Source organism: Massilia sp. P1_C10 (assembly GCF_056406475.1).
This window is the reverse complement of record NZ_JBFUAC010000004.1, coordinates 445,611-464,916: the sequence shown is the minus strand read 5'-3', so window position 1 is coordinate 464,916 and position 19,306 is coordinate 445,611. Positions and strand designations below refer to the sequence as shown.

Sequence of the window (19,306 nt, the reverse complement as noted above, 5' to 3'; positions counted from 1 at the left end):
GCCATTGGTTTAACATTTACACACATTCTTAAGCGAGCATGCATGGATGACCAACAATCCCGTTCCGCTGCAACCTACTTTCCTGGCGAAGGGGAGATGGTGCGCGCGGTGCATGCGATGGACTGGAGCGCCACGCCGATCGGACCGGTGTCCGGCTGGCCGGCCTGCATCCGGGCCGCCGTCAGCATCTGCCTGAATTCGGATTTCCAGCTCAGTGTGCTGGTTGGGCGCGAGCTGGTCTACGTCTACAACGACGCCACCGCGCCGATCTTCGGCGACAAGCATCCGGGAGCGCTGGGCCGCACCGTGGCCGACGTCTGGCCGGAGGCCTGGGCCGCGCTCGGGCCGGTGCTGACTTCCGTCATGGACACCGGTCGCGCGGTGCGGATGGACGACTGGCAGCTGATCCTCCAGCGCCGCGGCTTTTCGGAAGAATGCTATTTCTCGGTCTCTTACAGCCCTGTGTGCGACGACGAGGGCCGCGCCGTCGGCGTGTTCGTCGCGACCATGGAGACCAGCCGCCGCTTCATCAACGAGCGGCGCCTGCGTACCCTGAATCACCTGGCCACCCAGGTCGCGCTGCGCCGCGGCGACGAGCGGACCCTGGAGCTGGTGCGCGCGGCGCTGGCCGACAATCCCTTCGACGTGCCGCTGTGCGCCCTGTACCTGGCGGTGCCGGGCGAGGACTACGCGGCGCAGGTGTTCTGCGCCGGCCTGCACGAAGACTGCATCGGCATCGACAAGCGCGTTCCCTGGCCGGGCGCCGGCGCTGGCGGGGGCGCGCACCCGCTGTCGCGCCTGGCCCATTCGTTCGAGCCGCGCACCTACGCCGCCGCCGATCTGCTCGCGCCCGGCGACAAGTGCGGCGTGTGGCCGGAGCCGCCGCGCCAGATCATTGCGGTACCGTTCATGGTGCCCGGCTACGCCACGCCGCATGGCTTCCTGCTGGTCGCGGCCAACCCGCGCGCGCCGCTCGACCAGGAATACCGCCACTTCATCGACACCATCGCCGGCCTGGTCGGCACCGCCGTCGCCGGCATCGAGGCGATCGCGGCGGAACGGCGCCGCAGCGAGGCGATGGCGGAGCTGGACCGCTCCAAGTCGCAGTTCTTCGCCAACGCCAGCCACGAGCTGCGCACCCCGGTGACCCTGATCCTCGGCCCGCTGTCGGAGCTGCTGGAGCAGTCCGACGCCGTGCTGGCGCCGGGCGTGCGCGACTTCATCGAGCTGGCCCACCGCAACGCGCAGCGCCTGCACAAGCTGGTCAGCGCGATCATGGATTTCGCCAGCATCGAGGCCGGCCAGCTGCCGCTGCGGCTGGAACCGCTCGACCTGGGTGCGCTGACCGCCGAAGTGGCCAGCCTGTTCCGCTCTGCGATCGAGGCCGCGGGCCTGCGCCTGACGATCCGCAACGCACTCCCTCCCGGCGAACTCATGATCGACCGCGACATGTGGGAGACCGTGGTGTCGAACCTGCTGTCGAATGCCTACAAATTCACGCTGGCTGGCGAAGTCGCGCTGGAACTCGATTGCGCCGGCGGCATGCTGCGCCTGGCGGTGCGCGACACCGGCGTCGGCATCGCGCAGGACGAACTGGAACGCGTGTTCGAGCGCTTCTACCGCAGCGGCAACCGCGCCGGCCGGCCGGTCGAAGGCACCGGCATCGGCCTGGCGCTGGTGCGGGAGCTGGTACGCCTGTCGGGCGGGCGGATCGATGCCGCCAGCGTGCCGGGCCAGGGCAGCACCTTCACCGTGACCTTGCCGCTGCGCCTGGCCGACCCGGCCGCGCCGCGGCCCGCGCCGGCCGCGCGCCTGGTGCGCCCGGTGCACCTGGCCGGGGCCTTGCCGGCGCGGCACATGATGGCGCCGCCGCCGGGCGCTCAGCCGATGCGCGTGGTGGTGGTCGACGACAACGCCGACATCGTGCACTACATCGAGCGCCTGCTGAAGGATTCCTGCAGCGTCGAATCGGCGCGCGACGCCGCCGGCGGGCTGGCCGCGGTGCGCGCGACCAATCCCGAACTGGTGCTGGTCGACCTGATGATGCCGGGCGAGGATGGCCTCGACCTGGTGCGCGCGATCCGCGCCGACCCGGCGATCCGCACCGTGTCGATCATCGTGCTGTCGGCGCGCGCCGGCGCCGACGCCCGGCTCGACGCGCTGGCCGCCGGCGCCGACGAATACATGGGCAAGCCGTTCAGCGGCCGCGAACTGGTGGCGCGGGTCGCCGCCCACGTGCGCATGTCCCGCATACGGCGCGCCGCTTTCGAACAGGAAGTGGCGCTCAAGCGCGAGATCGCCGAAGTGCGCAGCGACCTGGCCAGCGTGTTGGAAGCGACCAGCGACACGTTCATCGGCATCGACGCCGGGCTGCGCGTGGTGGCGGCGAACGACACCGCGGCGGCCAACCTGGGCGCGCCGAAACAGGAACTGGTGGGGCGCACCGTGTTCGAGATCGCGCCGTTCGTCGCCGGCAGCGCGCTGGAGGAGGCGATGCGGGCCGCGCTCGCCGGCAAGCACCCGGCGCCGGTCGAATACCTGCAGCGCACCTCGGACCGCTGGTTCAACGTGCGCTGCTACCCGGCCCCGCACGGCGCGCTCGTGCTGGCCAACGACATCACCGAGGTCAAATTGGCCGAGCAGATGCTGATCGGCGCCAAGATCGACCTGGAACGGCGCGTCGAATTGCGCACCGAGCAGCTGCGACAGGCCAACCGCCTGCTGGCGGCAGTGTTCGACCGTGCCCCCGGCGGCATCGCCATCACCGACATCAACGGCGTGTTCGTGCGCGCCAACCCGGCCTACCAGGAGTTGGTCGGCTACAGCGAGGCCGAGCTGACCGGGCGCAACCTGGCCGACGTCACCGTCTCCGAGGACTTTCCGGCTGCCGCATGGGAGTTGCGCACGGTGCTCGACGGCGCCGTCGCTTTGGCCCAGATAGAGGCGCGCGCGCGGCGCGCCGACGCCAGCGTGATCTGGGTCCACAACTTCATCTCGATGATTGAGGACGAGGCGCGCCAGCCGCGCTACTTCGTCGTCATCGCCAAGGACATCACCGAACGCAAACGCGTTGAGGCGGAACGCCGCGCCGCGCAGGAAGAACTGAACGTGCTGTACGAACGCCTGCAGACGGTTCGCGAATCCGAGCGCAACGCGCTGGCGCGCGAAGTGCACGACCAGCTGGGACAGACGCTGTCGGCGGCCAAGATCGACCTGAAACTGCTGGAGCACGACATCGGCGTGCACGGCGCCGCGCTGGAGCCCGACAAGGTGATCCCCGAGCTGCACTCGGCCTGCGCCACGCTGGACCGGGCGATGCAGCTGGTGCGCGAGATCGCCACCGAGCTGCGCACGCCCGAGCTGGACGGCCAGGGCCTGTACGCGGCGATCGAGTGGCACGCGCGCGACTTCGAGCGGCGCACGCGCCTTCCCACCAGCGTCGAACTGCCGGCCGGCCTGCGGCAGCCGGCGCGCCCGGCGGCCGAAGCGCTGCTGCGCATTTTCCAGGAGGCGATGACCAATGTGCTGCGCCACGCCCACGCCAGCCGGATCTGGGTCAGCGTCGAGCGGCGCGGCGACGCGCTGCTGCTGCGGGTGCGCGACGACGGCGCAGGCATCGCGCGCGAGCACGGGCGCGCGGTGCGCTCGCTTGGCATCACCGGCATGCAGGAACGCGCCGCGCTGGTGCACGGCAGGCTGAGGGTCGGGCCGCTGCGCCCGCGCGGCACCCTGGTGTCGGCGCTGATCCCGATGGACGACAAACAAAACGAACCAGGAGAACTGGCATGATCCGCATCGTTATCGCCGACGACCATGAGCTGATCCGCGAAGGCGTCAAGAAAATCATCCGGTCCAGCGCCGACTTGCGCATCGTCGGCGAGGCGGCCGACATGACCAGAACGCTGGCGCTGGTGACGCAGCACCGGCCCGACGTGGTGGTGCTCGACATCAGCCTGCCCGAACACGACGGGCTGGAAGGGCTGGCCGAACTGCGCCGCCAGTTCCCCGAACAGAAGGTGGTCATGCTCAGCATGTACGCCGAAGAACGCTACGCGGTGAGCGCGCTGCGCGCCGGCGCGGCCGGCTACATCACCAAGGCGATGGCCGCCGAGGAGCTGGTCAAGGCGATCCGCCAGGTGGTGGCCGGCAGCACCTACATCGGGCCCCGGCTGGCCGAGCTGATGGCGCGCCAGGCGCTGGAACCGGACCCGCAGCCGTCGCACCACAACCTGACCGCGCGCGAGGCCGAAATCGTCGCCCTGATCGGCGCCGGCATGCAGGTCAAGCAGGTGGCCGCCGAACTGGGAATCAGTGTCAGTTCCGTCAACACCTACCGCAACCGGATCTTCCGCAAGATGGGCCTGTCGTCGAACGCGGCTGTCATCCGATACGCACTGAAGAGCGGGCTGGTTAGTTAATTGCTTACGGGCATGTGATTTGTACGCAACGTTATAGGGTCATTCCTTGTCGTTCATTTGGCGACAAGCCTAAACGAAATATGTGACCGTTTCTTTGCAAGAACTATTTCCTAAAACCTAAGTTCCTTTAAAAATCAACGGCTTGCCTTCGTATCGTCCGTGCAAATATGTGTCATGAGGCCTGCGCACGGTTCATTTGACAAGCGAACTCGGCTGTGAATTTTCGGTACGATGGAGGTGGGTGATTTATTGCTGTTGCGCAATAAACATTTCCACGCGATTTGATCGATAAGGTAATGCCAAGATGCTTCAGGGAATTCCGTTGATTGCTTGTCACGCCCCGGCGCGCGGGTGCGCCCGATGATGCGCGCCGCTTCCGACGACGCCGCGCTGCTCGACCTGTTCGCCGCCGAGGCGGCTGGCCACCTCGGCCGGATCGCGGCCGCCGTGGCGTCGCCGGACCTGGGTGCCGACGGCGCGGCGCTGGGCACGATCCTCGACGCCCTGCACACGCTGGCCGGCGCCGCGCGCTCGGTCGAGCTGCTCGAATTCGAATGCCTGTGCCACGCGCTGGAACGCGTGTTCGGCGCCGCGCGCGCGCCCGGCGCCGCGCCCTTGCTGCGCGAGGCCATCGCCGCGGCGCTCGCGCTGGCGCCGCAACTGATCGGCCAGCCGGCTGGCCGCATCCGCAACCAGGCGCTGGCGCTGTGCGGCCAGCTCGACGCGCTGGCGGCCCGTCCGGCGCAAGGCCGCCCATGAAAATGATGCCCACCCCCCCTGAACCGGCGATCGAGATCCTGGTCGTCGAAGACAGTCCCACCCAGGCCGAATTCCTGGCGCAGATGCTGCGCGAAACGGGCGGCTACCGTGTGCGCATCGCCGTCGACGGCCGCGACGGCCTGTGCGCGGCGCGCGAGCAGGCGCCCGCGCTGATCGTCAGCGACATCGCGATGCCCCGCATGGACGGTTTCGCGATGTGCCGCGAAATCAAGAAGGACGCCGCCCTGCGCGACATCCCGGTCATTCTCCTGACTTCGCTCACCAGCCTGCACGACGTGATCCGCGGCCTCGACTGCGGCGCCGACAATTTCATCCGCAAGCCGTTCGACGGCCACTACCTGCTGGGCCGGATCCGCGTGATCCTGGCCAACCGCGGCATGCGCGGCGCCGAGCGGGTCCAGCTGGGCATGCAGGTCAACCTGGGAGGCCAGACCCACTTCATCACGGCCGAGCGCCAGCAGATCTTCGACCTCTTGATCTCGACCTACGAGGAAGCGATCCAGATGGCCGAGCAGCTCAAGGCGCAGCAGGAACGCATCGCCCACAACTACCAGTCGCTCGAAGGCCTGTTCCGCATCGCCGAGGCGCTCAATCCGGCGCTGACCGAGCAGGCGGTGGGCGAACTGGCGCTCGAGCGCCTGCTCGATTTCCCCGGCGTGCTGGGCGCCTGCATCAAGCTGTTCGGCGCAGACGGCAAGCTGCGCCTGGTCGCCGCGCGCGACTTCGCCACCGACAGCCACGCCAGCGACGCCTGCGCGACCTGCCACTGTGAGCGACAGCTGCAATCCGGCCAGTTGACGGAGTCCCAGTTCATCATGACCTGCGAGCAGATGAACCGGCCGCATGCCTGCATCCCGCTGGCGACCGGCGCCGGCACGCGCGGCGTGTTGTGCCTGATGACGACCGAGAGCAAGCTGGCCGCCGACCAGTGGCAGGTGCTCGAGACGGTCGGCAACCAGATCGCCGTGGCGGTCGAGCGCGCGCGCCTGTACGGCAGCATGGAAGCGCAGGTCAAGGACCGCACCGACGCCTGGCAGTCCGAGCGCAAGCTGCTGTCGGCGGTGGTCAACACCAGCGGCGCGCTGGTGTGCATGGTCGACGCGGCCGGCGTGATCCGGCTGTTCAACCCGGCCTGCGAGCAGGCGATGGGCTGGCCGGCGCAGGAGGCGATCGGCCGCCCATGCTGGGAAGTGTTCGAAAAGGCCAGCGGCAGTTCCGGCCTGCGCCAGTTCTTCGAGCAGCCGCCCGAGAACAAGGGGCCCAGCCAGGTCAGCGGCGAATGGCGCGCGCGCGACGGCAGCAAGCGCGCGATCATCTGGTCGACCACCTGGCTGCGCAAGGGCGACGGCGAGATCGAGTACTTCCTCGGCACTGGCGTCGACGTCACCGAACTGCGCGGCGCCGAGGAGCAGGTGCGCTACCTGAGCAGCTTCGACACGCTGACCGGCCTGCCGAACCGTCTCCTGATGCGCGACCGAGTGCGCCAGCTGCAGGAACAGGCGGCCGGCGGGTCCGAGCTGGTCGGCTACCTGATGCTCAAGCCGGAACGCCTGCGCCTGATCGGTGAGAGCCTGGGGATCGAGGCCGAGGAGGCGATGCTGCGCCAGGTCGCGCGACGCCTGGGCCGCTGGGAGAACGGCACCGCCAGCGTGGCGCGGATCGGCGAACGTACCTTCGCCATCGCGGCGCTGCGCAAGTCTCCCGAGGAGCTGTCGACGCTGGCGCGCGAGCTGCTGGCCGAACTGAGCCTGCCGTTCATGCACGAAGGGCAGGAGCTGCATCTCGACCCGGCAATCGGCATTGCCGTTTATCCGAACGACGGCGACGACTACGACACCCTGCTGCAAGGCAGCGAGGCGGCCGTGCGGCGCGCGCTGGCCGGCACCGAAGAACGCTACGAGTTCTACCGCCCCGAACTGAACCAGGGCGCGCAGGAACGCTTCCGCATGGAGAGCGCGCTGCGACGCGCGATCGAGCGCGGCGAGTTCGTGCTGCACTATCAGCCGCAGGCCAGCCTGGCGACCGGCAAGATCATCGGCGTCGAGGCGCTGGTGCGCTGGCAGCACCCGGAGCTGGGCCTGATCGCGCCGGGCCGCTTCATTGGCCTGGCCGAGGAGACGGGACTGATCCTGCCGATCGGCGACTGGGTGCTGCGGCGCGCCTGCCAGCAAAGCTGCGAATGGCAGCGCGATGGCCTGCCGGCGGTGCCGGTCTCGGTCAACCTGTCGGCACGCCAGTTCTCTGAAAATATCATTGGCACGGTCGAGCGCATCCTGGCCGAAACCGGTCTGGCGCCGCACCTGCTGGAACTGGAGCTGACCGAGAGCGCGTCGATGGAAGACCCGAAGAAGACCTTCGAGATCCTGCGACAGCTGAAAGACATGGGCGTGCAGCTGGCGATCGACGATTTCGGCACCGGCTACTCGAACCTGAGCTACCTGAAGCGCTTCCCGGTCGACAAGCTCAAGCTGGACCAGTCGTTTGTGCGCGAAATCGCCACCGACCCGCACGACCTGTCGATCGCCAAGGCGGTGATCGCGATGGGCCACGGGCTGGGACTGACCGTGATCGCCGAGGGCGTCGAAACGGCCGACCAGCTGGGGCTGCTGGCCGAACACGGCTGCGACGAAATGCAGGGCTACTTCTTCAGCCGGCCGGTGGCGGCGGACGCGTGCGCTCTCCTGCTCGGCGAAGGCAAATCGCTGGCGCTCGACAAGCTGCTGCGCGCGCGGCCATGAGCCGCCTGCGCAATTGGGTGCGCAACGCGCGCACCGTGCAAATCCTGATGGAACAGCCGGCGACCCTGGCGCTGCTCGCTGGCCTTCTGCTGACCATCGGTCTGGCGAGCGCGATCCGCGCGGGCGAACAGCACCGCGCGCGCGACGACTTCGAGCGGCGCGCCAATACCCGCATCGCCGCCATCCACGAGGGCTTGCAGCGCGCGGTGGACGTGCTGTCGTCGGTGGAGCGCGTGTTCGCGGCGATGCAGCCGGTCGGCCCAAGCCAGTTCGTCAGTTTCGCCGAGCCGCTGTTGAAGGACAATCCGCAAATCCAGTTTATCGGCTACCAGCGCATGGTGAGCGATGCCGAACGTCCGGGCTTCGAAGCGGAGCGACGCCGCACGCTGCCCGGCTTCGAAATCCGTAACGTCGTCGGCGGCAATGCGGTGACGGCGCCGCACAGTCCCGCCTACCGGGTTGTCGATTTCCTGGTGCCGCTGGCCGGTAACGAGACCGCGTTCGGCTTGAACGCCGACTCGCGCAAGGAGTCGCTGGCGGCGCGCGACCGCGCTTGCGCGACCGGCCTGCCGTCGATGACGCCACAGTACAACGTCCTGCTGGGCAACCGGATGCAGCCGGGCTTCATGATCATGATGCCGGTATACCGCCCCGGCGGCAAAGGCTGCGACCAGGTCGCCGGCTACGCAGTGGTCGGCGTGGTCAGCGATGGCTTGTTCGGGCAGAGCCTGGCGAGTGCGCGCCTGCTGGCCGAACCCGGATTCGACGTGCGGGTGTTCCAGGACCGCGCGGCGGCGCCGGACATGCTGGTATTTCACCAGGACTCGGCGCCGGCCAGCGCGCCATCGGCGCTGTTCGCGCGTTTCGGCGGCGCGCCGCGCAAGGCCAGCGCCACCTTCGAATTGGCGGGGCGGCCGTGGCACATCGCCATCGCCGCCGGCCCGGCGCCGCTGCTGCCCGGCGGGCTGGGATCGCTGCTGATGCTGGTGTGCGGCTGCATCGGCAGCGCGCTGGCGGCCGCCTACGTCGGCGCGCTGGCGGCGCGTACCCGCGGCGTGCACCGGCTGGTGAAGGAGCGCACGGCCGCGCTGACCCAGGCGAACCGCTCGCAGCAACTGATGCGGCAGGCGGTCGACGCCTGCTTCGACGGCATCGTCATCATCGCCGCGCGCAAGCCGTCCTATCCGATCGACTATGTCAACCCGGCCTTCGAGAAAATGACGGGCCATTCGCGCGCCGACGTGTGCGGCCAGGATGCCAGCCAGCTGTTCGAAGCCGACGGCGACCAGACGGGCGTGCGCGAGATGACGGCGATGGTACGCGAGCAGCGCGAGGGCAGCGCGGTACTGCGCATGTGGCGCCAGGACGGCAGCGAGCTGTGGACCCACGCTTCGATTTCTCCGGTGCGCGACGCCGGCGGCGCCGTCACCCATTTCGTCGCGGTGCTGGCCGACGTTACCGAGAAGCGCCGCTATCAGGCGGAGCTAGTTCACCAGGCCGCGCACGACGCGCTGACCGGGCTGGCCAACCGCAAGCTGCTGCACGAGCGGCTGGGCCAGGAAATCGCCGCCGCCGCGCGCAACGGCCAGTCGGTGTGGGTGCTGTTCGTCGACCTCGACCGCTTCAAGTTCGTCAACGACAGCGTTGGCCACCGCGCCGGCGACGATTGCCTGCGCGAGGTCGCGCAGCGGCTGGTGGCGGCGGTGCGTCCGGAAGACACCGTCGGACGCCTCGGCGGCGACGAATTCATGCTGGTGCTGGCCGAACGCGGCCGGGGCCACCTCAGCACCTCGGTGCTGGACCGTATCATGGAATCGCTGGCGCGCCCGGTGACCATCGGCAGCCAGGACTTCTACCTGAGCTGCAGCCTCGGCGTGGCCAGCTACCCGCGCGACGGCGACGATCCCGAGGCGCTGATCGAATACGCCGACCTGGCGATGTACTGCGCCAAGCAGCACGGGCGCGACAACTACCAGTTCTACCTGCCGGAGATGAACCAGCGGGCGCAGGAACGGATGCGCCTCGAGGTCGCGCTGCGCGGCGCCCTGGAGCGCGACGAATTCGAACTGCATTACCAGCCGCAGCTCGACCTGCGCAGCGGCCGCATCGTCGGCGTCGAGGCGCTGCTGCGCTGGCGCCACCCGGAGCTGGGCCTGCTGATGCCGGGGCGCTTCTTGGCGCTGGCCGAGGACACCGGCCTGATCGTCCCGATCGGCATGTGGGCGATGCGCCGCGCCTGCGGCCAGGTGTGCGCCTGGCAGCACGATGGCAGTCCTGGCCTGCGCCTGGCGCTGAACCTGGCCACGCGCGAATTCAACCAGCCCGACTTGCCGGCGCTGGTGGCGCAGGTGCTGGACGACACCGGCCTGGCGCCGAACTGCCTGGAGCTGGAGCTGACCGAGCGGATGGTGATGACCGACGTCGAACGCGCCGCGGCCACGTTGGCCGGCCTGCGCGCGCTGGGCGTGACGGTGGCGGTCGACGATTTCGGCACCGGCCTGTCGAGCCTCGCGCAGCTGAAGAACTATCCGCTCGACGCGCTCAAGATCGACCCGTCGTTCGTGCGCGAAATCTCGGGCCAGCGCAGCGACGAGGCGATTCCGGACGCGATCATCGCGCTGGCGCACAACCTCGGCATGAGGGTGATCGCCGAGGGCGTCGAAACCGAGGCACAGTGCGAATCCCTGGCCCGGATCATGTGCGACGAGATCCAGGGCCGGCTGTTCGCGCCGGCGCTCGAAGCGTCGGCGCTGCGCACCATGCTGACCGAGGATCGGCGCCTGCCGCCGCACCTGCTGCGCATGCACAAGCGCGAGCGCACGCTGCTGCTGGTCGACGACGAGCCGAACATCCTGTCCGCGCTCAAGCGCCAGTTGCGCGGCGCCGGCCTGCGCATCATCACCGCGGCCAGCGGCGCCGAGGGACTGGCGCTGCTCGATCGCGAGGCGGTCGACGTCATCGTGTCCGACCAGCGCATGCCGGGCATGACCGGGGTCGATTTCCTGCGCGCGGTGAAGACCTCGCACCCCGATACCGTGCGCATCGTGCTGTCCGGCTTCACCGAGCTGCAGTCGGTCACCGACGCGGTCAACGAAGGCGCCATCTACAAGTTCCTGACCAAGCCGTGGGACGACACCCAGTTGCGCGGCCACATCCAGGAAGCGATGCTGCACAAGGAGATGGCCGACGAAAATCGCCGCCTCGACCTGGAAGTGCGCACCGCGAACGCCGGACTGGCCCAGGCCAACCGCCAGCTCGAAGAAGTGCTGCGCCAGCAGCAGGAGCAGATCGCCCGCACCGGCATCTCGCTCGACATCGTGCGCGAGGCGCTGCAGCACGTGCCGCTGCCGGTGATCGGGCTGGACGAGGAGCAGGTGGTGGCATTCGCCAATTCGGCTGCGCTGCAGCTGTTCCGCCAGCACGGCATGATGCTCGGCAGCCCCGCCGCGCAGTTCATTCCGGGCCTGCTGGAATCGCTCGAACGGGCCGGCGAGGGCAGTTCCTGCCTCGAGCGGCTGAACGGCGCCGACTACGAAGTGGTCGCGCACAGCATGGGCAGGGGGACGCGCGCGCGCGGCCGCCTCGTCATCTTCAAGGCCGTGCTGGCGGCCGACATCAGCAAGGAAGCAGCATGATCAGCAGGTGCAAACAACTCGACCTGGACGACGCCGAAGCAGGCATGGTCCTGGCCGCCGACGTCCTCGACCACCAGGGCAGCGTGCTGCTGCCGGCCGGGGCGCCGCTGACCGAGGCGCTGCTGACCTCGATGCGGCGCCGGGCGATCGACAGCGTCAGCGTGGTCGACGACGCTATCTCCAGCGAAGACCTGGCGCGCGAGCGCGAGCGGGTTGACGCGCGCATGGCGAAGCTGTTCCGGGATCCGGCGCAGAACGAGGCCAATGGACTGCTGCGGGCCGAGCTGACCGCCTATCGCATGGAAAGCCTGAAATGACCCAGATCACCCTTCAGCAAGTGGTCGCTAACGTGCGCGACTTGCCGACCCTGCCGCTGATTGTCACCGAACTGATCGCCACCTTCGACCAGGACGACGTCAGCACCAGCGAGCTGGCCGCCAAGGTGTCGAAGGACCAGGCGCTGACGGCCAAGACGCTGCGGCTGGCCAATTCCTCGTTCTACGGGCTGCAATGCAAGGTGCGCACGATCGACCAGGCGATCGCGGTGCTGGGATTCGACAGCGTGCGCGCGCTGGTGACGTCGGCCGGCATCATCGGCACCTTCGGCGGCGCCGAGTCGGGCGGCTTCGACCTGGCCCGCTTCTGGCGCCACGCGGTCGGCACGGCGCTGTGCGCCAAGAGCCTGGCGCGGCTCACCGGCCGCAACCAGGAATTCGCCTTCGTCTCGGGTCTTCTGCACGACATCGGCCGGCTGGTGCTGGTGACGATCTGCCCGAAAGAGTACGACGAGGCGATCGCATATCGCGCCGCGCACGATTGCGAAATGCTGTCGGCCGAACGGGCGGTGCTGTCGATGGACCACGCGGGGGTCGGGCGCGCGCTGGCCGAGCACTGGAAGTTCCCCGAACTGATCCGCCGCGCGATCGCCAATCACCACGCGCCGGCGGGGCAGGACCTGGGCGACATCGCCAGCGTGGTGCACGTGGCCGACGCCATCGTTCACGCGCTCGACCTGGCCGGCGCGGCCGACGAGCGGGTGCCGGCCATCATGCAGAACGCGTGGGACAGCCTGCGCCTCGACGCTGCCGGCCTGCGCAGCGTGTTCGCCGACACCGAATCCGAATTCGACAACGCCTGCCAGATCCTGATCGCGGCGCACTGAGAAAATCATGACACCTACCGACATTTCCCTGGGCTCGCAGCCCGAGCAAACCATGCAGCGGCTGGAAGCAGACATCCGCAAGTGCGAGGCGGCAGAGGCCGAGCTAATGCGCCGCAACCACGAGCTGACGGAGCTGAACGCGCGCCTGTCGATGGCGCAGCAGCAGCTGATGCAGCAGGAGAAGCTGGCGTCGATCGGCCAGCTGGCCGCCGGCGTCGCCCACGAGATCAACAACCCGATCGGCTACGTGTTCTCGAATTTCGAGACGCTCGGCACCTACATCGGGCGCATGCTGGCCATGTTCAAGCTGTACCAGGACGCCGAGCACAGCATCGCCGACCCGGCCGTGCGCGCCGCGCTGCGCGCCGAGCGCGAGACGGCCGACCTGGAATTCCTGATCGAGGACATCCCGGTGCTGATGTCCGAATCGCGCGAGGGCATCACCCGGGTGCGCAAGATCGTCCAGGACCTGAAGGATTTTTCGCGGGTGGACGCCAACCAGGAATGGCAGTGGGCCAACCTGCACGCGGGGATCGACTCGACCCTGAACATCGTCAGCAACGAGGTCAAATACAAGGCCGACGTGGTCAAGGAATACGGCCAGATCCCGGACATCGAGTGCCAGCCGTCGCACATCAACCAGGTGATCATGAATATCGTGATCAACGGCGCCCACGCGATCAGCGGCGAGCGCGGCAAAATCACCATCCGCACCGGCTGCGACGAGCACCAGGTCTGGATCGAGATCGCCGACACCGGCAGCGGCATCCCGCTGGAGATCCAGTCGCGCATCTTCGATCCTTTCTTCACCACCAAGCCGATCGGCAGCGGTACCGGCCTTGGCCTGTCGCTGTCGTACGGGATCATCCAGAAGCACGGCGGCCAGATCGACGTGCGCAGCGCGCCGGGCTGCGGCACCACTTTCCGCATCGTCTTGCCGATCCGCCGCGCGGCGCAGCAGGAGGCCTGATGCAAGCGAATGTTACCGGCGCGGTCCTGTGCGTCGACGACGAACCGCACATCCTGTCGGCGCTGCGGCGGTTGTTCCGCACCCAGGGCTACGAGGTCGTGACCGCCGACAGCGGGCGCGCCGGCCTGGAAGTGCTGGCGTCGCGCCAGGTCGACCTGATCATCTCGGACATGCGCATGCCCGAAATGGACGGCGTCGCGTTCCTCGAGCAGGCGCGCCAGCATAGTCCCGACACCATGCGCGTCCTGCTGACCGGCCACGCCGACGTGAGCCAGATCCTCGACGCGGTCAATCGCGGCGAAATCTACCGCTACATCACCAAGCCGTGGGACGACCACGAAATGACGCTGGTGGTGCGCCACGCGCTCGAGCGCCAGGGCCTGGAACGCGACCGGCGCCGGCTCGAGGCGCTCAGCATCCAGCAGAACGAGCAGCTGCGCGAATTGAACCTGAGCCTGGAGGCCAAGGTGGCCAGCCGCACCGAGGAGCTGGTCGGATCGAACGATAAGCTTAAGCGCAATTTCCTGACCTCGATCCAGGTGTTTTCCAGCCTGATCGAACTGCGCGGCGAAAACCTGGCCGGCCATTCGCGCCGGGTGGCCGACCTGGCGCGCCGGATCGCGCTGCGGATGGGGCTCGACGCGCGCGAAACCCAGCAGATCTTCATCGCCGGCCTGCTGCACAACATCGGCAAGATCGGCTTCTCCGACAGCCTGCTGGACATGGCGGTGCCGCGCATGAACGGCGACCTGCTCGGGCTGTACCGCAGCTATCCGGCGCGCGGCGAGCAGCTGTTGATGCCGCTGGAGGACCTGCGCGAGGCGGCCACGCTGGTGCGCGCGCACCAGGAGCGCTTCGACGGCGAAGGCTTTCCGGACCGTCTGGCGGGCCTCGACATCCCGATCGGCGCGCGCATCCTGGCGCTGGCCAGCGATTACGACAACCTGCAGATCGGCACCCTGAGCGAGCGCCAGTTGCGGCCCGACCAGGCGGCGCAGATCGTCATCGAAAGCCGCGGCAAGCGCTACGATCCGTCCGTGGTGGCCGCCTTCGAAGAGGTCACCACCGGCAGGAGTCCTGTCGAATCCCTGCGCGACACCGGGCTGCCGGTGGCCAAACTGAAGCCCGGGATGCGCACCACGCGCGACCTGGTGACGAAGGAAGGCTCGCTGCTGCTGTCGGCCGACCACCTGCTGACCGAGCGGATGATCCGCCAGATCGGCGACTTCGAACGCACGTCCGGCGCGACGTTCCTGGTGTATGTGAAATTGAAAGCGGAGGCGGCATGAGGCGCGTACTGTTGGTCGACGACGAGGCGCGCGTACTGAGCGCGCTGCAACGCACCCTGCGCCCGTTCCTGCAGGAGCACGATGCGGAGCTCGAGGCGTTCACCGATCCGGAGCAGGCGCTGCTGCGCTGCGCCGAGGTCACGTTCGACATCGTGATGTCGGACTACCGGATGCCGGGCCTGACCGGCGCCGATTTCCTGCAGCTGGTGAAGGGCGTGCAGCCCGAGGCGGTGCGGCTGATGCTGAGCGCCTCGACCGAGTTCGCCGAGGTGTCGAGCGCGATCAACCGCGCCGAGGTGTTCCGCTATGTCGCCAAGCCGTGGGAAGGCGAGGAGCTGCAAAAGATCTTCCTGCAGGCGTTCGCGCGCCACGACGAGGCGATGCGGCTGCGCCGGCCGCCGGCGCTGTCGGCGCAGGAGCTCGAGGTGCGCAAGCTTGAACAGGAGGAGCCGGGCATCACCCAGGTGCGGCGCACGGAGGACGGCTCGATCTACCTCGATTAGCCCATCCGTGCGGCGCGCGGAGCGCATCTGCGGTCACAATAGGCGGGTTGCCCGACCAATCGCGGAGAGACCATGCGCATCGCCACCTTCAACATCAACGGAATGAACGCCCGCCTGCCGGCCCTGCTCGAATGGCTGGCCGAGACCCAGCCCGACGTCGCCTGCCTGCAGGAGCTGAAGACGCCGCACGAGAAATTCCCCGAGGCCGCGATCCGCGAGGCCGGCTACTGCCCGATCTGGCACGGCCAGAAGAGCTGGAACGGCGTGGCGATCCTGGCGCGCGGGCGCGAGCCACTGGAAGTAGGGCGCGGGCTGCCGGGCGACCCCGATGACGAGCAAAGCCGCTATATAGAAGCGATCGTCGACGGGATCCTGATCGCCTGCCTGTATCTCCCCAACGGCAATCCGGCGCCCGGCCCCAAGTTCGACTACAAGCTGAAATGGTTCGAGCGCCTGATCGTGCACGCGGCGAAGCTGCTCGACAGCGGCGCCCCGGTGGTGCTGTGCGGCGACTTCAACGTGATGCCGACCGAGCTCGATGTCTACAAGCCCGAGCGCTGGGTCGACGACGCGCTGTTCCGCCCTGAGACGCGCGAAGCCTTTCACCGCCTCGTCGCGCAGGGCTGGACCGACGCGCTGCGCACCATGCATCCGGGCGAGACCATCTACACCTTCTGGGATTACTTCCGCAACGCCTACGGCCGCGACGCCGGCCTGCGCATCGACCACCTGCTGCTCAGCCCCGCGCTGGCGCCGCTGCTGAAAGCGGCCAATGTCGACCGCCACGTGCGCGGCCGCGAAAAGCCGAGCGACCACGCGCCGACCTGGATCGAACTGGACCTGGGCGAACAGGCGCGCTGATTATTGGCGTGGATGCAACAAAATCGCAATTTTATGCGACGCGCATAGGCGGAGTGCATATACTTTGACTAAATATAAAGAACAGTTGAAGTTTGCCTTTGTACATGATTTCCATGGCTAAAAATTAGTTCCCTTGCAATAATCTTGCTGCTAAAATTGTCGTTTTAGCAGCGCGAAGAACCCAACCAGATGAAATTGCTGATCAGAGTCAACCTGGCGCTTGTCACGGCCTTTGCGGCGGGGCTCGGTGCGACCGGATACTTGACTAATCAAGTATTGCAGGAAAACGCCAAGCGCGAGGTACTCAGCCACGCCAGCCTGATGATGGAAGCGGCCCTTGCCGCGCGCAGCTACACCAGCAAGGAAATCAAGCCGCTGCTGGCCAAGCAGCTGGAGAAGGAATTCCTGCCGCAGTCGGTGCCGTCGTACGCGGCCACCCAGAGTTTCGCCAAGCTGCACGAAATCTACAAGGACTACAGCTACAAGGAAGCCACGCTCAATCCCACCAATCCGCGCGACCGCGTGGTGGAGTGGGAGGCGGACGTGGTGCGCAACCTGCGCGACCATCCGGAGCTGAAGGAGATGGTCGGCGAGCGCGCGACCCCGTCGGGCCAGTCGCTGTTCCTGGCGCGCCCGATCCAGATCAAGGACGCCCAGTGCCTGTCCTGCCACAGCACGCCGGCCGCGGCCCCGGCCACCATGAAGGCGCTGTACGGCGAGTCGAACGGCTTCGGCTGGAAGCACAATGAAATCATCGGTAGCCAGATCGTCTCGGTGCCGCTGGAAGTGCCGCTGGCGCAAGCCGCGCGCGCCCAGCGCGTGATCATGACCGGCATGATCGTCACCTTCGCCATCATCCTGCTGCTGGTAAACCTGGTGCTGTACGCGATGGTGCTGCGCCCGATGCGCCGCATTACCCGCATCGCCGATGCGCTCAGCGCCGGCAAGGCCGACGCGCCGCCGTTCGACATCCGCGGCAACGACGAAATCGCCATGCTCGGAACCGCCTTCAACCGCATGCGCCGCAGCCTCGAAAAGGCGATGGCGATGCTCGCCTGACCGGAGCGACGATGGCGCACGACGTTTTCCTCAGCCACTCTCACGCCGACAAGGTGTACGCCGACGCGATCTGCCACAAGCTCGAAGCGAACGGCGTGCGCTGCTGGGTAGCGCCGCGCGACATCCGCCCCAGCGAAGACTGGGCCGAGGCGATCATCAACGCGATGGACAACGCCCGCGTGCTGGTGCTGGTGTTTTCGTCGAACTCGAATTCGTCGCCGCAGGTGCGGCGCGAAGTCGAGCGCGCCGTGAACAAGGGCCTGCACGTGCTGCCGTTCCGGATCGAGAACGTGCCGCTGTCGAAGAGCCTCGAATACTTCATCAGCACCCAGCACTGGCTCGATGCGCTCGACGGGCGGCTCGAGTTCCACCTCAGCCAGCTGCACGAATGCATCGCGACTTTGCTTGAAAGCGGCATCGCCGAGCCGGCGCCGCCGCCCTTGGTCGCGCCTCCACCGCCGCCTGCCGCTGCGACTCCACAACCGTCGATCGCGCCGCACATCCTCGACCAGGTCGAAAGCGTGCTGGCCCTCGTGCTCGGCCCGATTGCCAAGCATCTGGTGCGGCGCCGCGCGGCGAGCGCCGCCACCGTCGACAGCCTGATCGCGGCGCTGTCGATGGAAATCGACGATGGCAACGAACGCAAGCAGTTCGTCGCGCGCTGCAACGCCGCGCTTGCCTAAGCCTCCACTCATTTAGTTCAGCGGCGCCGCTCCACCAGGGGCGGGCGCGGCGCATCAACAGGAATACCGATGTCAGCAAGTGCACCAGCCCGTTCCGCTCCCGTCATCCGCTGCCGCAGCGCGGGACGGCTGCGCGGTTTCATCCGCAACCGCATCCTGCTGGCGCGCTGGTCGCCGCGCGCCTTGCCGCCGGCATGCTCGGAAGCGCAAGCCGGCCGCGCGCTGGCGCAGCTGGTCGGGTCGGCGATGCTGGCGCCGGTGACCGAGGCGCTGCGCCGCGCCGACACGCTGGCCGCGCGCATCGGCGGCTGCGCGCGCGACGCCTACACGGTGCTGTACCTGTGCGCCGGGCTGGCGGTGCTGTTTGCCGTCGGCGGCGTCGCCGTCGTCAACAACAACACGGTGCTGAACCTTCTGGTGCTGGCCGAACTGGCGATGCTGATCGTCCTGGTGGTGACCTTCCGCAATGCGCACCGGGTCAACTGGCACAGCCACTGGCTGGCCTTGCGCTTCCACGGCGAGTTCCTGCGCTGCCTGCCGGTGCTGGCCGCGATGCGCCCCGATTCGCTGCACGCGCGCCAGGCGCGCGAAGGACGCGACGACCTGGTCGACGCGCCGGCGCCCACCGCACCGCACCTGGCCGCGCTGGTCAGCCACCACGACAAGGCGGAGGATCCGGCGATCGTCGAGCAGGGCGCCGAACAGCGTGCCGAACGCGCGCGCCTGTACGAGGAACTGCATGCGCGCTTCGTGGCCCAGCCGGCGGAATATGCGGCCCAGGCCATGGCTTACGCCCGCTTGCTGGCCGGCCAGCAGCTGCGCTACCATTGCCTGCGCGCGCAGCAGGAACAGGCCATCGTGCATCGCGTGCACCAGGTGTCGGTCGGCGCCTTCGTGATGACCATCCTGGCCGTGATCGTGCATTTCTGGTGGCATTCGGCGGTGCTGACCATCATCTGCACCGGCGTGCCGGCCTTTGCCGCCTCGCTGCATGGCTTCGTGGCGCAGGAAGAATCCGAGCGCCTGGCCGCGAGCTACAGCGCGATGGCCAACCGGCTGCAGGGCTGGCTGGACCAGGACGGCGCCCTCGACGACGTCGCGCAGCTGCAGGAACGGCTGGGCGAACTGGTCGACCTGATGATGGCCGAAGTGCAGGACTGGCACCGCCTGTTCGGCGAAAAAGGCATGTACCACCTCGGTTAGGAGAC

The 19,306-nt window shown here is 68.0% G+C and carries 14 protein-coding genes; all 14 read left to right on the top strand.

What is annotated here, in order from left to right; translation table 11 throughout:
• The first annotated feature begins 42 nt into the window (after positions 1-42).
• The 14 genes from AC1D02_RS12145 to AC1D02_RS12080 all read left to right on the top strand — a co-directional run bounded on the left by AC1D02_RS12145 (position 43) and on the right by AC1D02_RS12080 (position 19,301).
• A complete protein-coding gene (locus AC1D02_RS12145) occupies positions 43-3,789 on the top strand; it encodes an ATP-binding protein (protein WP_477317091.1) in 3,747 nt (1,248 codons plus the stop codon).
• Complete coding sequence (locus tag AC1D02_RS12140; RefSeq protein ID WP_477317089.1) at positions 3,786-4,418, top strand: response regulator; 633 nt, start codon at positions 3,786-3,788, stop codon at positions 4,416-4,418. Before AC1D02_RS12145 ends, AC1D02_RS12140 begins: the two co-directional genes overlap by 4 nt.
• A gap of 360 nt (positions 4,419-4,778) precedes the next feature.
• A complete protein-coding gene (locus AC1D02_RS12135; RefSeq protein WP_477317087.1) occupies positions 4,779-5,177 on the top strand; it encodes an Hpt domain-containing protein in 399 nt (132 codons plus the stop codon).
• A 2-nt stretch (positions 5,178-5,179) separates the two neighbouring features.
• A complete protein-coding gene (locus AC1D02_RS12130) occupies positions 5,180-7,936 on the top strand; it encodes a GGDEF/EAL domain-containing response regulator (RefSeq protein WP_477317085.1) in 2,757 nt (918 codons plus the stop codon).
• Positions 7,933-11,571, top strand: coding sequence for an EAL domain-containing protein (locus tag AC1D02_RS12125; protein ID WP_477317083.1), 3,639 nt, complete (start codon positions 7,933-7,935; stop codon positions 11,569-11,571). Before AC1D02_RS12130 ends, AC1D02_RS12125 begins: the two co-directional genes overlap by 4 nt.
• Positions 11,568-11,888, top strand: a complete 321-nt coding sequence (locus tag AC1D02_RS12120) for a hypothetical protein (protein ID WP_477317081.1) — start codon at positions 11,568-11,570, stop codon at positions 11,886-11,888. Before AC1D02_RS12125 ends, AC1D02_RS12120 begins: the two co-directional genes overlap by 4 nt.
• Entirely contained in the window at positions 11,885-12,733 is an 849-nt protein-coding gene (locus AC1D02_RS12115; protein WP_477317079.1) for an HDOD domain-containing protein, read from the top strand. The genes AC1D02_RS12120 and AC1D02_RS12115 overlap by 4 nt, the downstream gene beginning before the upstream one ends.
• Positions 12,734-12,740: 7 nt before the next feature.
• The gene (locus AC1D02_RS12110; protein ID WP_477317077.1) at positions 12,741-13,703 is read left to right on the top strand and encodes an ATP-binding protein; all 963 of its coding nucleotides are present in this window, start codon (positions 12,741-12,743) and stop codon (positions 13,701-13,703) included.
• On the top strand, positions 13,703-14,992 hold the full coding sequence (gene nosR, locus AC1D02_RS12105; protein WP_477317075.1) for a response regulator c-di-GMP phosphodiesterase, NosR family: 1,290 nt from the start codon (positions 13,703-13,705) through the stop codon (positions 14,990-14,992). Before AC1D02_RS12110 ends, nosR begins: the two co-directional genes overlap by 1 nt.
• Positions 14,989-15,495, top strand: coding sequence for a response regulator (locus AC1D02_RS12100; protein WP_477317073.1), 507 nt, complete (start codon positions 14,989-14,991; stop codon positions 15,493-15,495). The genes nosR and AC1D02_RS12100 overlap by 4 nt, the downstream gene beginning before the upstream one ends.
• Before the next feature lie 72 nt (positions 15,496-15,567).
• On the top strand, positions 15,568-16,356 hold the full coding sequence (xth, locus tag AC1D02_RS12095) for an exodeoxyribonuclease III (protein ID WP_477317071.1): 789 nt from the start codon (positions 15,568-15,570) through the stop codon (positions 16,354-16,356).
• A gap of 261 nt (positions 16,357-16,617) precedes the next feature.
• Positions 16,618-17,415, top strand: a complete 798-nt coding sequence (locus AC1D02_RS12090; protein ID WP_477317069.1) for a c-type heme family protein — start codon at positions 16,618-16,620, stop codon at positions 17,413-17,415.
• 11 nt (positions 17,416-17,426) lie between these two features.
• Complete coding sequence (locus tag AC1D02_RS12085; protein ID WP_477317067.1) at positions 17,427-18,098, top strand: toll/interleukin-1 receptor domain-containing protein; 672 nt, start codon at positions 17,427-17,429, stop codon at positions 18,096-18,098.
• 69 nt (positions 18,099-18,167) lie between these two features.
• Positions 18,168-19,301 (top strand): hypothetical protein, encoded by a 1,134-nt coding sequence (locus tag AC1D02_RS12080; protein ID WP_477317065.1) that lies wholly within the window; start codon positions 18,168-18,170, stop codon positions 19,299-19,301.
• Positions 19,302-19,306: the final 5 nt, after the last annotated feature.

Bases quoted from the DNA above. Each gene is read 5' to 3' on its own strand.
- AC1D02_RS12135 (WP_477317087.1), top strand. From the start codon at position 4,779: ATGATGCGCGCCGCTTCCGACGACGCCGCGCTGCTCGACCTGTTCGCC.
- nosR (WP_477317075.1), top strand. From the start codon at position 13,703: ATGCAAGCGAATGTTACCGGCGCGGTCCTGTGCGTCGACGACGAACCG.
- xth (WP_477317071.1), top strand. From the start codon at position 15,568: ATGCGCATCGCCACCTTCAACATCAACGGAATGAACGCCCGCCTGCCG.
- AC1D02_RS12125 (WP_477317083.1), top strand. From the start codon at position 7,933: ATGAGCCGCCTGCGCAATTGGGTGCGCAACGCGCGCACCGTGCAAATC.
- AC1D02_RS12120 (WP_477317081.1), top strand. From the start codon at position 11,568: ATGATCAGCAGGTGCAAACAACTCGACCTGGACGACGCCGAAGCAGGC.
- AC1D02_RS12085 (WP_477317067.1), top strand. From the start codon at position 17,427: ATGGCGCACGACGTTTTCCTCAGCCACTCTCACGCCGACAAGGTGTAC.
- AC1D02_RS12140 (WP_477317089.1), top strand. From the start codon at position 3,786: ATGATCCGCATCGTTATCGCCGACGACCATGAGCTGATCCGCGAAGGC.
- AC1D02_RS12100 (WP_477317073.1), top strand. From the start codon at position 14,989: ATGAGGCGCGTACTGTTGGTCGACGACGAGGCGCGCGTACTGAGCGCG.
- AC1D02_RS12080 (WP_477317065.1), top strand. From the start codon at position 18,168: ATGTCAGCAAGTGCACCAGCCCGTTCCGCTCCCGTCATCCGCTGCCGC.
- AC1D02_RS12115 (WP_477317079.1), top strand. From the start codon at position 11,885: ATGACCCAGATCACCCTTCAGCAAGTGGTCGCTAACGTGCGCGACTTG.
- AC1D02_RS12145 (WP_477317091.1), top strand. From the start codon at position 43: ATGGATGACCAACAATCCCGTTCCGCTGCAACCTACTTTCCTGGCGAA.
- AC1D02_RS12110 (WP_477317077.1), top strand. From the start codon at position 12,741: ATGACACCTACCGACATTTCCCTGGGCTCGCAGCCCGAGCAAACCATG.
- AC1D02_RS12130 (WP_477317085.1), top strand. From the start codon at position 5,180: ATGATGCCCACCCCCCCTGAACCGGCGATCGAGATCCTGGTCGTCGAA.